13 protein-coding genes are annotated in these 14,628 nt (G+C 66.2%); 5 read left to right on the top strand and 8 right to left on the bottom strand.

The annotated features are described in order from the left end of the window. Nucleotides 1-5 precede the first annotated feature (5 nt). From ASPHE3_RS18005 to ASPHE3_RS17975, 7 genes are all read right to left on the bottom strand, one after another. Entirely contained in the window at nt 6-680 is a 675-nt protein-coding gene (locus ASPHE3_RS18005; RefSeq protein WP_013602630.1) for a hypothetical protein, read from the bottom strand. A gap of 135 nt (nt 681-815) precedes the next feature. Next, nucleotides 816-4,250 carry a DEAD/DEAH box helicase gene (locus tag ASPHE3_RS18000; RefSeq protein ID WP_013602629.1) on the bottom strand — a complete coding sequence of 1,145 codons (3,435 nt, stop codon included), beginning with the start codon at nt 4,248-4,250 and terminating at the stop codon, nt 816-818. A 214-nt stretch (nt 4,251-4,464) separates the two neighbouring features. Continuing rightward, complete coding sequence (locus ASPHE3_RS17995; RefSeq protein ID WP_013602628.1) at nt 4,465-5,646, bottom strand: NAD(P)/FAD-dependent oxidoreductase; 1,182 nt, start codon at nt 5,644-5,646, stop codon at nt 4,465-4,467. Nucleotides 5,647-5,707: 61 nt separating this feature from the next. Further along, a complete protein-coding gene (locus tag ASPHE3_RS17990; RefSeq protein WP_013602627.1) occupies nt 5,708-6,751 on the bottom strand; it encodes a Gfo/Idh/MocA family protein in 1,044 nt (347 codons plus the stop codon). Beyond that, a complete protein-coding gene (locus ASPHE3_RS17985) occupies nt 6,751-7,524 on the bottom strand; it encodes an amino acid ABC transporter ATP-binding protein (RefSeq protein ID WP_013602626.1) in 774 nt (257 codons plus the stop codon). The genes ASPHE3_RS17990 and ASPHE3_RS17985 overlap by 1 nt, the downstream gene beginning before the upstream one ends. Continuing rightward, nucleotides 7,521-8,309 carry an amino acid ABC transporter permease gene (locus ASPHE3_RS17980; RefSeq protein ID WP_013602625.1) on the bottom strand — a complete coding sequence of 263 codons (789 nt, stop codon included), beginning with the start codon at nt 8,307-8,309 and terminating at the stop codon, nt 7,521-7,523. Before ASPHE3_RS17980 ends, ASPHE3_RS17985 begins: the two co-directional genes overlap by 4 nt. Nucleotides 8,310-8,395: 86 nt before the next feature. Then, a complete protein-coding gene (locus ASPHE3_RS17975; RefSeq protein ID WP_041652352.1) occupies nt 8,396-9,265 on the bottom strand; it encodes an ABC transporter substrate-binding protein in 870 nt (289 codons plus the stop codon). A 180-nt stretch (nt 9,266-9,445) separates the two neighbouring features. Here ASPHE3_RS17975 and ASPHE3_RS17970 point away from each other — a divergent pair, with 180 nt between their 5' ends. Further along, the gene (locus ASPHE3_RS17970; protein ID WP_013602623.1) at nt 9,446-10,561 is read left to right on the top strand and encodes a LacI family DNA-binding transcriptional regulator; all 1,116 of its coding nucleotides are present in this window, start codon (nt 9,446-9,448) and stop codon (nt 10,559-10,561) included. Nucleotides 10,562-10,661: 100 nt separating this feature from the next. Next, nucleotides 10,662-11,513, top strand: coding sequence for a DMP19 family protein (locus ASPHE3_RS17965; protein WP_013602622.1), 852 nt, complete (start codon nt 10,662-10,664; stop codon nt 11,511-11,513). A 112-nt stretch (nt 11,514-11,625) separates the two neighbouring features. Here ASPHE3_RS17965 and ASPHE3_RS17960 read toward each other — a convergent pair whose 3' ends face one another. Then, nucleotides 11,626-12,246, bottom strand: coding sequence for a DUF5655 domain-containing protein (locus ASPHE3_RS17960; protein WP_013602621.1), 621 nt, complete (start codon nt 12,244-12,246; stop codon nt 11,626-11,628). 163 nt (nt 12,247-12,409) lie between these two features. Here ASPHE3_RS17960 and ASPHE3_RS17955 point away from each other — a divergent pair, with 163 nt between their 5' ends. The 3 genes from ASPHE3_RS17955 (at nt 12,410) to ASPHE3_RS17945 (ending at nt 14,590) form a co-directional block, all read left to right on the top strand. Next, entirely contained in the window at nt 12,410-13,087 is a 678-nt protein-coding gene (locus ASPHE3_RS17955) for a hypothetical protein (protein WP_013602620.1), read from the top strand. Between the two features lie 190 nt (nt 13,088-13,277). Continuing rightward, nucleotides 13,278-13,853, top strand: a complete 576-nt coding sequence (locus ASPHE3_RS17950) for an RNA polymerase sigma factor (protein WP_013602619.1) — start codon at nt 13,278-13,280, stop codon at nt 13,851-13,853. After that, complete coding sequence (locus tag ASPHE3_RS17945) at nt 13,850-14,590, top strand: hypothetical protein (RefSeq protein ID WP_013602618.1); 741 nt, start codon at nt 13,850-13,852, stop codon at nt 14,588-14,590. Before ASPHE3_RS17950 ends, ASPHE3_RS17945 begins: the two co-directional genes overlap by 4 nt. Nucleotides 14,591-14,628 lie beyond the last annotated feature (38 nt).

The following is a 14,628-nucleotide window of genomic DNA, read 5'->3' as shown; positions in this document are numbered from 1 at the left end:
CCCAGCTAGCCGTGCGTCTTTTGCCGGCCGTTGTTCCGGGCCCGGTACGCGTAGACGAGCAGCCCGATGCCCGCCAGGATCATGACCGTCAGCACCACGACGTCCGCGGCGATAAGCAGTGCCGTGGACTGGAGTGCAAAGATCATGCCCAGAACCGCGAGGACGGAGGCGGGAATCAGGGGCCACTTCATCCGGCTTGAGCGGCCGCCTGACTGGACCGGGACAACGGAAAGCACGCCGAAGGTGGCGGCCAGGCCAAGGAACAGGACTGCTGCCGTGGGCGTGCCCTGCAGCTGCTGCGGAATGGCCACGACGACTGCCAGCGTGAGCATCACCCCGGACGGGATCAGTGCCCACCAGTTGGCCGGCTGGCGCAGATAGACCGCGGCAAATCCGGCTGCCATGAACAGGAACAGGAAGCTTGCGCCCGCTCCGCCGTCAGTGAACTGGGTGGCCGTGATGACCGCAGCCAAACCCAGGAACACCGAGCCGGGGATTGCCGCCCACCAGTGCTCCCGGCTGCGCAGGAAGAGGGACAGGAACACTGCTCCTACTGCTGCGAAGATCAGCGCCGGCACATATGCGGCGCTCTCCATTACGTCGAGCAGGTCCATCAGTAACAGCACGCCGACCGAAATCAGGACGATGCCCGTGATAATGCTGGTGTTTGCCGATGTCACGCTTTGCCTCCCGGAACTGGCCAGGCGCCCCCGTCGCTCTGCTGATCCCAGCGTAAGGTGGCGCCGGGAGTGGGGCGTAGGGCACAAAGCCCCCTGATTCCGGGACCGTGGTGCCAGGACAGCCCTGCGCGGGGCCTACTCCTTGAACAGTCCGGCCAGGTCCTCGGCGGTGATGGCGCCGCCTGCAAGGGCGTCGCCTTCCATCACGTCGGAGAACAATTGGGACTTCCGGGCTTTCAGCGCCATCACCTTTTCCTCGATCGTGTCCTTCGCGACCAGCCGGTAGACCATCACGTTCCGTGCCTGCCCGATCCGGTGCGTCCGGTCCACGGCCTGCGCCTCTGAGGCCGGGTTCCACCAGGGGTCCAGCAGGAACACGTAGTCGGCCTCGGTAAGGTTCAGCCCAAATCCGCCGGCTTTGAGCGAGATCAGGAACACCGGCGCGCTGCCGTTCTTGAATTCATTGACCACGTCGGCACGGTTGCGGGTGCCGCCGTCGAGGTAGCAGTACTCGATCTTTTCCTCGTCCAGCCGCTCCCGGACCTTGCCCAGGAATCCGGTGAACTGGCTGAAGATCAGCGCCCGGTGACCCTCAGCCACGAGGTCCTCCAGCTGCTCGAACAGCACGTCCAGCTTGCTGGAGCGGACAGCCGAGAGCGAGGGGTCCACCAGCGAGGCGTCCAGGCTCAGCTGCCGCAGCAGGGTCAGCGACTGGAAGATGGTGAACCGGTTCTTGTTGACGTCCTCGATCAGGCCCAGGATCTTTTGCCGCTCACGCTGCAGGTGCGTCTGGTACACCTTCTGGTGGCGCGGGTTCAGCACCACCTCCAGGATCTGCTCCTGCTTGGGCGGCAGGTCCTTGATCACCTGGTCCTTGGTGCGGCGCATCATCAGCGGACGGACCCGACGGCGGAGCTTGTCCAGCTGCCCCTTGTCGCCGTTCTTTTCCACCGGCTTCTGGTAGTACTCCGCAAACCGCTTGGGGCTCGCGAACAGTCCCGGCGCAACAATGGAGGTGAGCGCCCAGAATTCCATGAGGTTGTTTTCCAGGGGCGTGCCGGTGATGGCCAGCTTGAAGGCGGCGGGAAGTTTGCGCGCGCACTGGTATGCCTTGGACTGGTGGTTCTTCACGAACTGGGCCTCGTCCAGCACCAGCCCGGCCCAGGTGCGGGATGCGTAGGCCTCGTAGTCAATCCGGAACAGGGCGTAGGACGTGATCACGATGTCCGCACCGGCCAGCGCCTCGGCAGGGACTTTGCTGCTCTTCGCGAAGGTCTCACTGACCGTGTGGACCTTCAGGCCGGGAGCGAAGCGCGCGGCCTCCGCGGCCCAGTTGCCCACTACGCTGGTGGGGGCAACCACCAAAAAGGGGGCACCGGCGTCGGACGTTGAAGCGTCCGCTGCCGCCAGCGCGAGTTCCTTTGCCGCGCACATCAGGGCGAGCGCCTGCACGGTCTTGCCCAGGCCCATGTCGTCGGCCAGGATCCCGCCCAGGCTGTGCCGGTAGAGGAAGGTGAGCCAGTTGAAGCCTTCCAGCTGGTACGGGCGCAGTTCCGCGTTGAGGCCCGCGGGCAGCGGCAGTCCGTCCGTGCCGCCTTCCAGCAAACCCCCCACAGCAGAACGCCAGGCGGCCGCCTGCTCGTCCACGATGCCCAGCTGCGCCAGCTCGTCCCACAGCCCGGCCTGGAACCGGCTGATCTGCAGCGGTGCGTCCTTGTTGTCCTGCAGCGAGCGGGCCTCCTCGATGAGCGCGCGCAGCTGGTGCAGTTCGGGCAGGTCCAGGGAGAAGTAGGCGCCGCTGGGCAGCAGCATCTTTGTTTGGCCGGCGGCCAGGGCGGAGAACACCGCGGCGAAGGAGACCGGCTGGTCCTCCAGGGTGATCTGGATGCCGAGGTCGAACCAGTCGCGCTGCTCCGTTGCCTTGGTGGAGATGGAAACCACCGGGGCTTCCTCTGCCTCGCGGTAGTCCGCGATGTCGCCGGCGGTGTCCACCTCGACGTCGGGAGCTTCCCGCAGCCGCGGCAGCACTTCCTCCGTGAAGGCGAGGGTGTCCAGGCCCTTGAGCTCGGCGGATGCGGCGAGCCGGGGGGTGCCCCAGCCGTCCGTGGCCGATTCGCCCAGCGCGGGAACTACGTCCCAGGGGTGGCCGATGCCTTCCAGGATGCGGGCCTCGGCGGTGTCGTCCCTGTAGCCGTGGTCGCCGGGATGGCGCCAGAGCGGTTGGGCGGTCACCAGGTTGCCGGTTTTGTAGTGCCATTCCCAGTGCAGCCGGACCCGGTGGTCGGCGCCGTAGTTGGCGAGCAGCGACAGTGTGGGGATGGCAAGGGCGGGCAGTTCCACGGATTCGTCCCGCGCGGTGACCCTGGCGGTCTGTTTGAGCTTGGGGTAGAAGCCGGTGAGGAAGCGCGATTCGTCCTTGGCCGGAATATGCAGGGTGGTCCCGGCTGTGACGAAGGCCAGCAGTTCCTCACTCAGGCCGTTTTCCAGCGGTGCAAGGGTGATGGCGCCGTCCGGGTCGGGGACACCAGGCAGCGAGGCCTCGCCGGTGGTGTAGAAGATGCCGTGGGCCGGGCGGCCGATCGTTCCCACTGCCGCGGGATCAATCTCCACGCCCTCAACGGCGATGGTGGGGGCAAGTTCCAGCCCGCCGTCGTTGTCCTTTGCCCCCGCACTGCCGCCTGCCGGTTCAGTTCCGGGGGAGCCGTAGCGGGCCAGGTTAAGGCCGACGGCGGCGGGCGCCTCGGCGAGGCGGACCGGCTCCGTGCCGCGCGAGTGCACCAGCGCCAGCCCGATCTTCCGGGCGTCGGCCAGCATGCCCCACAGGTTTTTTCCGGCGTACGAGTTCAGGCCCAGCCAGAGGCCGGAGGAGTTGAAGGACCGTCCGGCCGCCGCGGAGTGCCCGGCCAGGAACTCCTGCATCCACTCCACGTGGGACGGGTTGCATTCGCGGCGGAAGTTCAGGTAGCTCAGCGTGTTCCAGGAGACGTCGCCGCGGATCCACTTGCCCTTGGCACCCATGATGACGGGACGTGCCTTCAGCTGGCGGACGCTGCGCTGCGGATCCCGGCGGCCCGTGTAGGAGAAGTGCGGGGCCGGTTCTTCGATTTCGAACTGCAGCGCCAGCGGAACGCCGCCGGTGGAGGGGGTGTTTCCCGGCTGGGTGATCAGCGGGCTGAGCGCCTGCTCCCAATCGGACAGCGCGGCGCCGGAGGCGTTGCGGGAGAGCTGCGTGGCCGTGGACGGGGCCAGCAGCTGGACCCGGATGGCGGGGTTGTCCTCGGCGGCAAAGAGCAGCGCCGCCACATGCTTGCAGTCCTTGCGGACCGGGCAGCTGCACACGCCCACGGTGCAGCTCCAGCCGCCGCCCTTGCGGACCAGCTTGGCGGTGGTGGAATAGGGGACCTCTGCGCCGCCACGCACCTTGCCCAGCATGAGCCCGGTGGCAGCGTCGAAGGACATACCCGAGACGCGGCTACCCATGGCATAGGCCAGTCCGGCCGCCAGGGAACGGTCGTTAATGGCGGGGGTCTGAATTGCCAGTGCCGCACTCTCGTCCGGTTGGGATGGCATGGAGCGCGCTACTTTCAGCAGGCCACGGCAGGGCAGTGGCCGGTGGTTGGTTATCTGATCCATCTTAGTTCGCCTGCGGGGCGGAGGGCGCCGCCCGGCTCTTTGCGGGCGGCAGGACGGGATCAGGTGGACAACCAGGGACACAAACGCAGCCGGAATGCCGCAGCCGGCCCGGGAGGTGGTGGGGCGCCGGCCCGCACCACCACCCGGCCTGCTAGCTCTGGTGCACCGGCGCCCAGGCGCCCGTCCCCACGGCTCCCCTGGCGGGGGCGCCGGCGTCGAACCGGTCGAGCCGGAAGGCGGCGAGTACGGGAGATGGCGTTCCGGTAAGGATTTCCTCTGCGAGGAGCTCACCGAGGATCAGCCCCAGCGTTGCGCCCGAATGGGTGAAAACCGTGTGCAGGCCCGGTATCGAGGGCACCGGGCCCACCACCGGTTCACCGTCGCCGGGAATGGGTTTCAGGCCTGCAGCCACCCGCTGGGCGGTCAGCCGGGGATTCCCCGCGAGTACCTTCGAGGCTTCCTCGAGCAGGCCCTGGACGGACTCCTCGGGAACCGTGAAGGATCCGTCATCTTCGATGATCACAGACTGCTCTGCCCAGTCCGCGTCAAGTACCAGCCCGCCGTCAGGCGTGGGCCGCACAGCGACGCGCGGGGTGTTCAGTACGGTCTGCACATTCACGTCGAGCGGTTCGGTGAACACCACGAAGGCGGCCGGCGTGGCATCTGGAACCGTTACACCCAGGGCTGCGAGCTGGGCCGGGACCTCACCGCCGGTTGCCAGCACCACCTGGTCGGCTTCCAGCCGCCTCCCGTCGCCGAGGATGACGCCGACGGCGGCGCCGTCCCGCACATCCACCCGAACATCCCCGGCATCCTTGATGATCACCGCCCCGTTGTCCGCTGCCTCGGAAGCCAATGCCCTAATGAAGTCGGGCATGTTGACCCAGCCTTCACCAGGGTTGTAGATGGCACCCTCGTCGGCCACCGCAGCGGCGTCCACATCCGGGGCGATCCGGGCGACGTCCCTGCTGTCCACCCAGACGGAGTGGTATCCGCCCGAACGCTCGAAAGCGAAGGTTTCGCGGAAGGTTTCGTCTGGGCCGGCCCATTTCAGCGCACCATCGAACCTCAGGTAGTCGCGGCTTTCGGGGTGGTGCGCGCTCCAGGTGCGGTAGCGGTCGATGGCGAGCATCCGGAGGTAGTGGTACTCGGCGGATCGCGCTCCGGAGGAGTTGAGCCATGCGATCGAGCGGCCGGAGGCTCCGCTTGCCAACGGACCGGACGTGACGAGTGTGACGTGCGCGCCTCCCTTTGCCAGGTGGACGGCGGTGGAAACGCCAAGGATTCCGCCGCCGATGACGGCGATTTTCCTGGCGGGGCTTGCGGAGGACATGGTGTCTCGCTTTCCTGGGTTGGAAGGTACGTGGTTGGAAGGTGTGCCGTGGCGCGATACGTCATGCGAGGGCATGGACTTCTTCAATGACTTTCAGGACGTCGACGGCGTCTGACGGGTCAACAGGGACCGGCCCGCCGTGCAGGAGGGCGCCGGCAAGGAGCCGGTAGAACTGGGGGTACGCGCCCCGCTCGGCCGGCACGGCCGTTGAGCGGCCGTCGACACCCAGGAGCCCCCAAGACTCCTGGGGCTCTGCGCCATACGTCGGGTCCGACGGCGGGAGTCCGGCGTCGAGGGCGGGTTCCTGGCCGTCCAGTCCCCACTTTGTGTAGCCGGCGAGGGAGCCCAGGACGTGGAAGCGGGGGCCCGCCTTGGCGGCCATGCCGTTCATCCACAGCCGGGAGCGCACCCCCGAGTCATGCAGCAGCGACACGAACGCTTCCGTGTCGGCCGCCTCCGGGCTCAGTCCACGGTGCGCTGTTTCGCCGTAGCTGCGCGCCACGGGGCCGAACAGTTGAACGGCCTGGTCAATAAGGTGGGCACCCAGGTCGTGGAGGATTCCTCCGCCCTCGGCTGCCGTGGCCGAATCGCGCCAGTTCCCGAAGCCCTCGGGGCGCCACCATTCGAACCGGGATTCAAAGGTCCGGACCTCGCCCAGCGCGCCCTCATGGAGGAGCTTGCTGAGGGTGAGGAAGTCCGAGTCCCAGCGGCGGTTCTGGAAAACCGTCAGCTGCACGCCGGCGTCGGACGCCAAGGCCAAGAGTTCCTGCCCCTGGGCGGAGGTGGTGACGAACGGCTTGTCCACCACCACGTGCAGCTTGTGGGCGATCGCCCTCGACGCCATGCCAAAGTGCGTGGCCGGCGGGGTTCCCAGGACCACCAGGTCGAGGTCCGCCGCCAGCGCGAACATGGCCTCCGCCGTCGGCACGATTCGCGCGTGCGGGTAGCGGGCAGCCGCTGTGGCGGCGCGTTCCGGGTCTGCGGTGACAATGACATCAAGCGAAAAGGAGGGATCTGCCTCAATCAGGGGTGCATGGAACACGCGTCCGGAGATGCCAAAGCCGACGACGGCGGTACGGATGGGTCCCTTGCCTGCGGACCCCATCAGAGGACCTCGGACAGGAAACGCTGGAGGCGCTCGCTGTGCGGGTTGTCGAAGATCTCCGCCGGCGTGCCGGCCTCCACCACCTCGCCTTCGTCCATAAAGACCACCTGGTCGGCCACCTTTCGGGCGAAGCCCATCTCGTGCGTGACCACCACCATGGTCATTCCCCTCTTGGCCAGCGACGCCATCAGGGTCAGGACTCCCTTGACGAGCTCGGGATCCAAAGCGCTGGTGGCCTCGTCGAAGAGCATCACTTCCGGCTCCATAGCGAGTGCGCGGGCGATGGCGACGCGTTGCTGCTGCCCGCCGGAAAGGTCCCGGGGGCGGTGGTCGGCGCGTTCGGCGAGGCCCACTTCGGCCAGTCGGAGGCGTGCGCGTTCCCGCGCCTCGGCCTTGGACATCTTCTTGACGCTCCAGAGGGCGAGTGCCACGTTTTCCAGTGCGGTGTGGTCAGGGAAGAGGTTGAAGTGCTGGAACACCATGCCGATCCGGCTGCGCAAAATGTCGGGGTTGACGTTCAGCGCACTTTCACCGGCGAGGACAACGTCACCGCTCTTGGGCTCATGCAGCCTGTTGACGCCCCGCAGGAGGGTTGACTTGCCTGAGCCGGACGGCCCGATGATGCAGGTGGTGGTGCCGGGTGCCACGGCCAGGCTGACGTTGCGGAGGACCTCGATGTCCCCGTAGGCCATGGTCAGGTTCTTCAGCTCCAGGCTGGAGCCGTGGAAGGTTTCGATGTCAGCGGTGGGATTCGCGCTGGTGCTGGTGATCATGTGTTGCTCCCGGTGGTGAGCGGCGAGGCCGCGTCGAGTTCCTTGACTTCATTGAGGCCGCTGGTGGGGGCCGAGGGGCGGCGCTTTCCTGCCCGGAAGCGGCTGTCGAAGTAGTTGACAAGGTGGGTGAGCGGCACGGTGATGATGAGGTAGAAGACGCCCGCCATCACCAGGGGGGAGAGGTTCCCGGAGAGTACCGCGGCATCCTGGCCAACACGGAAGAGTTCGCGTTCGCTGACCAGCAGCCCCAGGAAGTAGACCAGCGAGGAGTCCTTGACGATGGCGATGAACTGGTTCACCAGGGCCGGCAGCACGCGACGGATGCCCTGCGGGATCACCACCAGTGCCATGGATTTGCCGTAGGTCATGCCCAGGGCACGGCATGCTTCGCCCTGGCCCTTGTCCACGCTTTGAATGCCGGCGCGGAAGATTTCGCCGATGTAGGCGCTGGCGATCAGGCTGAGGGCGATGATGCCCAGGGGGTACGGCGAGGGGCCGAAGATCGACTGGCTGAGGCGGGCAAAGCCCTGGCCGATCAGGAGGATGGTCAGGATGGCCGGCAGGCCGCGGAACAGGTCCGTGTAGATGCGGGCCGGGATGCGCAGCCACTTGGACGGTGAGATGCCCATGACAGCCACCACCATGCCGAGTACGACGCCGATCACGGTGGCGGCAACGGAGATGATGAGGGTGTTGAGGAGGCCTACCGCCAGGAGCTGGGGCAGGACTTCAGCCATGGCGCCGAAGTCGAAGAAGGTGCGGATGATGGTATTGAGCCAGTCCATTGAATGCTCTCAGGTGTTAGTTGTTCCGGTAGCAAGCCGGGCGGGCCGTGGCGTGAGGCGTCGGCCCGCCCGGACATGCCCATGGTCTACTTGCTTGCTGTCGGGGCCGGGGTTGCGGTCCGTTCTGCCTTCGGGAGGTACTGCTCGGGCATCGGGGAACCCGGGAACCACTTCTCGTAGAGCTTCTTCCAGGTGCCGTCCTCCATGGCTTCGGCCAGGCCCTTGTTGAGGGCCTCCTTGAGGGCGGTCTTGCCCTTGGCGACGGCGAAACCCGCCGGCGCGTCGAAGGACGGGATATCCGCGGCGCTGACCAGTCCGAACTGTTCCTGGTAGGACTTTGCAGCTTCGTAGTCCAGGAAGTGTGCATCCACTGAACCGCTGTTGACGGCAGAGATTGCAGTGTTGTTGTCCGGGAACCGGACCAGGCTGGCCGAGGTGAAATTCTTCACTGCATAGGCTTCCTGCAGTGTCCCCTGCACTACGCCCAGGCGTTTTCCGGAAAGGCCGTCCGCGTTGCTGATGCCGGAGGACTTGGTGGTGATGACGGTGAGGTAGCCAGCCAGGTATCCGTCAGAGAAATCGACAGTTTCCTTGCGCTTGTCCGTGATGCCGATGGCGGCCACTCCGGCGTCGAACTGCCCGTTGGCCACGGCGGCCAGCAGGCCAGAGAAGTCCTGTCCGGTGAAGACCACGTTGTCTACGCCGGCGCGGGAGGCAACGTCCGTAAAGAGTTCCACGTCGAAACCGGTGAATTTACCTTGGGCATCCGTGAACGTATAGGGCTTGGAATCGCCCAGGCTGGCAACCCGGATGGTCCCCGGCTCAATGAGGCCATAAGGGTTCTCGGCCGGCGAGGAGGAGGCGGTTGAGGAGCCGCCGCAGCCGGAGAGTGCCAGGACAGCGGCAACAGCCGCGGCAATAAGCGCTGCGGGGCGCACAGTAATTCGAGTATTCACAGCGAGTTTTCCAATCGTGAGGATGCGGGAGATGGAGGATCAAGATCCGCCGTGGCGGGTTTGCCGGAACCCTTGCTGAGTCCGGTCTCAATGCCTAGGATTGAGACCGGACTCACATCGATGGATAGAAATGTAATCGACGCCACTAAGGGCGTCAAGAGTCCGTTACGAAAGGCCGACATGAGTACTGATACTTCCCGCCGACGCGACGTCACTGTTGCCGACGTCGCCAAAGCCGCGCAGGTATCCAAGGCCCAGGCAGCCCGCGCCTTGGGAAACTACGGGGCTGTGAGCGACGACGTGCGGGAACGGGTGCTGGCTGCCGCTGAGCAGTTGAACTACCGGCCCAACGAGCTTGCCCGCAGCATGAACACGGGGAAGTCCAACACCATCGGCGTAGTGGTGGGCGACATCGAAAACCCGCACTTCGGCCTGGCCACCCGTGGAATCACGGACACTGCCAAGAAAAGCGGCTTCAACGTCATCCTGGTCAACACGGACGAGGACAGGGCGGCGGAGGTGGACGCCGTCAGGGTGCTGCTGGACAAACGGGTTGACGGGCTGATCGTGGCCCCTGCCTCCTCCGTGGAGACCCAGCACCTCCAGGACGTCCACAGCTCGGGAAGGCCGCTGGTCCTGCTGGACCGCAAAGCGCAGGGTCTGGCGGTGGACACGGTGGCAGTGGACATGGAAAGCATTTCCTACGAATCAACCCGCTACCTGATCGGGGCGGGACACAGCCGGATCGCCTTCATCTCCACCCTTCGGACGGATGACTCCTACTCCACAGGTTTGTCCCTGGGCTCCTCCCAGATTTCGGACCGGCGGGACGGGATCATGCGGGCGTTCCGGGAAGCGGGCCTAAGGCAGCCTGATGACCTGGTGCGCTTCAACGCCGACGGACCGGAAACCATCAAGAAGATTACGCGTGAACTGCTGCAGCGGCCTGATCCCGCAACGGCCATTATTGCCTCGGACGGCCTGATCGGACTCAGTGTGGTGGAGGCCATCCAGGACCTCGGACTCGCCATTCCAAACGACGTCTCCTTCCTCATGTATGACGACTTTGCATGGACTCGCCTTACCACGCCTCCTTTGACGGTGATCGCCCAACCCGTTTACGAGATGGGCGTGGCAGCAGCCGAGGCCCTCATCCGGCAGATCCAGGGCAGGAAAGGACCGGCGGACAAACCTGAATTCGCCGCGACCCTCGTCAAGCGCGGATCGGTGGGCAAGCTGTCCGGCGGACAAGGCAGCCACGATGGCCGGCGGAAGGAAAACCCGCCAGCGACATAATCTTCGCCGGACGTTCATTTTTTCCTCAACGGCGCACTGACCCGGCCCACGTAGCGTGAAAAGAGTTCGAGCAACACCCGCAACAGCCGTGAGGATTGCCATGATCACCAGCCAGCAGCCCGTCGTCCTGACCAGCAGCAGCATCGACTCAAGCGACGAGGACGTCGTCGAAGCCAACGTCAGCATCGTGGATGCCATGCACGCCGCCCTGCTCCGCACCGAGGAAATGTCGCCCGTCGCCGTGCGCAGCTACTACGTTGACTTCTACCTCACCCAGGTGCTCGAGGGCGGCTTCGCGCAGTACGTGTTCACCGCCGTCGACCGCTCCGAAACGGACACCCTGATCCGTGAGGGCATGGCCGGAATGGGAGCCGACGCCCACCTGGACCTCTTCAACCGCGCAGTGGAGGCATTCGACGGCCTGTCCGAGGCAGACGAGGAGCACTACCTGGACGGCGGCCTGGACGACTCCGAGGACACGCCCGACGGCGTCCTCCGGATGGAGGAGCTCGATGGCGAGTTCGAGGAGCTGCTGGAGAGCGAAAACATCACCGCGCTCAACGCCGCCTGGCTGCGGGCCCAGCCAGAACTGCTGGTACTGGACGACGAAGAGATCGGCGCGTATATCGAGCGGCTCGCGGAACAGATCCCGGACCTCCCCGAGCGCCAGGCGCAGGCCGGCGCAGAGGCATTGGAGGACGCCCCGGACTTCGAAATTATCATCCGCGAACTCTGCAGCATCGCTGGATACGAGTTGATCGGGATCACCATGGGCGACCCCAACTTCGTGCACGGTGGCGAAAAAACCCTCGCCTGGCACTTCTCCACCGACCACGGCGACTTCCTGATGGTCGAAGAAGACGACGAAGCCTTCATGATCAACCCGGAAACCCGGGAAATCGTTGCCGCAGTGGAGTTCGAAGAGGCGGATGCCGAGATGGTCGAAGCCTAGGGCCGGTTCCGGTTTCCTTCGCCGGATTCGCGGGAAGGCCGCGGGTTCGCTGGAAATTTACAGCGTCCCCGGGGCCTTCCGGCGTCTTCGGGCGGCCGTGCTCCGAGCCCTGTCAGCTGTTCTGCTCCAAAGCCATTGCCAGGATGTCCAGCAGCCCGTCGTCCACCTGCTCTACCGACGTCAGGCGGACCTTGCGGGTGAATGGATCGTCCGCCCGGGTCCTGATGGCCTCGATGCGTCCGTCCGCAGGGGCATCGAGCCGGAGGGTGACATCCACGGCCGTATTCGTGGTGCGGGTGACCTGGGCGAACTTGCGCCGCGGGCTGTGGAGCGACACATAGCCTTTCCGCATCTGGATGGCCACGCCGTCGGTTGCGGACGCCCAAGCCAGGAGGGCGTCCGCAATCGGCCGCAGCCGGGGGTGGCTGGCGTACTGGCCGTCGATCAGCTCATCCGCGTCCCGGAGCATGAACTCCGGGTAGCCGAACATTTCCCACGACACCGCGTACTGCGCGTACCCCGTCACCCCGAAGGTGTCGCGCATCCAGGCCCGGAGTTCGCTGTCGTTCTCTATGCCGGCGGCCCGGGCCTTTTCCGCCCAATGGGTGGTGTCCTTGCCGGTTTTCCGCAGCAGCAGCGCCTTGTTGCTGTCCACCATCGCTTGCCAGGTGCCGGCCTTCTTGGGGGACGCGGGGGCTTGGTTTTCATGCTGTTGGGACTGGTCACTGGGCATGCCTCGATCGTAGTGCGGCAGGCTTTGGCAGGCGCGCAGGAGCGGTGGCAGAAAAAGGTTTCCGGGCACCCGTAACCTTTCTGCTGCCGCCGGCGATGTAGGAGGTGATGGGTCCGCACGCCGGGCCCGAAACGAACGTGTTATCTAGGTTTTGGAGTGTCTTATGTCGTTGTTCACCGTTCTCGCCACCAGCAAAGTCGCCGCCGGAGTACTGGCTGCCGGCACCATCGCCGTGGGCGGAACCGGCGCCGCCGCTGTTTCCGGTGTCCTCCCCGCCGAAGCACAGCAGACCGCCCACGATCTGTTCGGCGCACCGGCCCCGCAGCTGGCAGCTGAAGCAGCAGCGGAGGGCCAGGCAACTGCCGAAGCCGCTGCTGATGCTGCCGCAGACGCCAACGCTTCCGCGGACGCAGACGCCGCAGCCGCTGGTGACGCCGCCGTCACTGACGAAAACGTCTCCGCCCAGGCTTCTGCCTCCGCAACCGCGGGCACGGCAGTTGACGCCGCCGGCGCCGCAGCCTTCGGCCTGTGCACCGCGTTCACCAACGGCGGCCTGAACGCCTCCTCCGAGGGCTTCTCCTCCCTGGTGATCGCCGCTGAAGGCGAAGCAAACGTCGAAAGCTTCTGCGCCGACGTCGTTGCTGAAGCTGACGCCGCCGCGGAGGCCGGTGCTGCTGCCGCCGGTTCCGCCGCCGTTGACGTTGAGCGCCCTGAGCTGCCTGCCGCTCCGGCCGTGCCTGCCGTTCCGGGTGTAGACGGCGAGCCCGCCGTTCCCGCTGTCCCGGCTGTCCCCGCCGAGGGCGGCAACGTCGTGGACGCTCCCGCAGTTTCGGTCCGCTAAGGACTGTTGGCTAGGCTGTACTGCGGGAAACGGCACGTTCCGTTTCCCGCAGTACTGCACTTCCGGGCTGCGCGGACCCCATTAAGGGCCCTCCGACAGACCCGGAACGGTTGCCTGCAGGCAGCACGCAAAATCACGGGAACTGGCAGTCCGAAGCGGAAACCCGGACAGGCGCGAGGCGCGTCCGGGGATGGAGGAGCCGCTGGTGCTAAGCACGTTGGCCCAAGAAGAGATCGACATATTCGACAGTGCGGCCGGAACAGATCCGGCGGCGCTGTTCGGTGCTGCCTATCGGTCCTTTGCCGGCCCAGTGCAGGGATACCTCAAAGCCCGCGGGGTGGACGATCCTGAAGCGGTGACCCAGGACGTGTTCCTGGCGTTCTACCCAAAGATTGACGGCCTCACCGGCGGGCTCCAGGGCGCCAAGTCACTGTTGTTCTCCATCGCCCACGCGCGGATGGTGGACTACTACCGCAGGATTGAGCGACGGCCGCAACTGAGCCCGTACGATCCGCAGCACGATGCCAGGACCACGCCCTCGGCGGAGGACCACGCGGTGGACCTGAACGGCGGAGCGGCCGCCCTGCTGGAGGGACTCAGCGAGGAGCACCAGGAAGTACTGGCCCTCCGCGTGGTGGCCGACCTCTCCCTCGAACAGGTGGCCCGCATCATGGGCAAGAGCACCGGAGCGATCAAGCAGCTCCAACGCAGGGCCCTTCAAAACCTCAAGGCACAAACGCTTCAAAGAAACCAGGCGAATTCATGAGTGACAACGCAGCATCCCGCAGTGACGGGTTCGTTGACCAGCTGCTGCTGGAAGCAGGACTGGACGACGACGGGCAGCTACGCCCTGCGCTGCTGGAACTTCGCGCCTTCGCCGGGCCCGCTCCGGAACCCTCGGCCGAGGTCGCCGCGCTGATGGCTGGAACCGCGTCCGCTGGCGCAGCCCCCGCTGGAACCGCGTCCGCTGGCGCAGGACAGGCTGCCGCCCTTGATGAGGTGCCCCCGGTGGATGAACTGGCGGCCCGCCGTCGGACCAGGCGCCGGGTTGCACTGACCACACTGTCCGTGGCCATCTCGCTCGGTGCCGGTGGAGCCGTTGCCGCTGCCTCGGACCAGGGGTTCCGCGACTCTTTCACGCACATCAACCAGGCCATCACGTCCTTCGTGACCGGTGCAGGCGCCGCTCCGGCCGGTGACGAGGCGGTGGAACCAGCGCGTCCGGCAGAGGTTCCCGCCGCCCCGGCCACGGATCCAGCCATGCCCGCGCCTACGCTGGCTGCGGAACGTCCGGCTGTCCCGGCGCCGAGCGGCCCCACAGCTGCCGACGGCGTCCCGGGCCAGGCAGCCGTACCGGACAAGCCTGCCGCCGATCCGTCAAAGACCCTCCCCAGCGCCGTTCCGGGGGATATCACGGAGGGCATGGGACGCCCCACCGTCCCGGTCCCTGAACCTTCAGACCTCCCGCTGCCCGACTCGCTGCCCGCAGTCCCGCTGCGGTAGGGGCAAGGCGGCGCGACCGGCACAACTGCTGCGGCGCC

This window comes from Pseudarthrobacter phenanthrenivorans Sphe3 (assembly GCF_000189535.1).
GTDB lineage: Bacteria > Actinomycetota > Actinomycetes > Actinomycetales > Micrococcaceae > Arthrobacter > Arthrobacter phenanthrenivorans.
The sequence above is the reverse complement of the archived record's forward strand: the minus strand, read 5'-3'. Positions and strand labels throughout refer to the sequence as shown.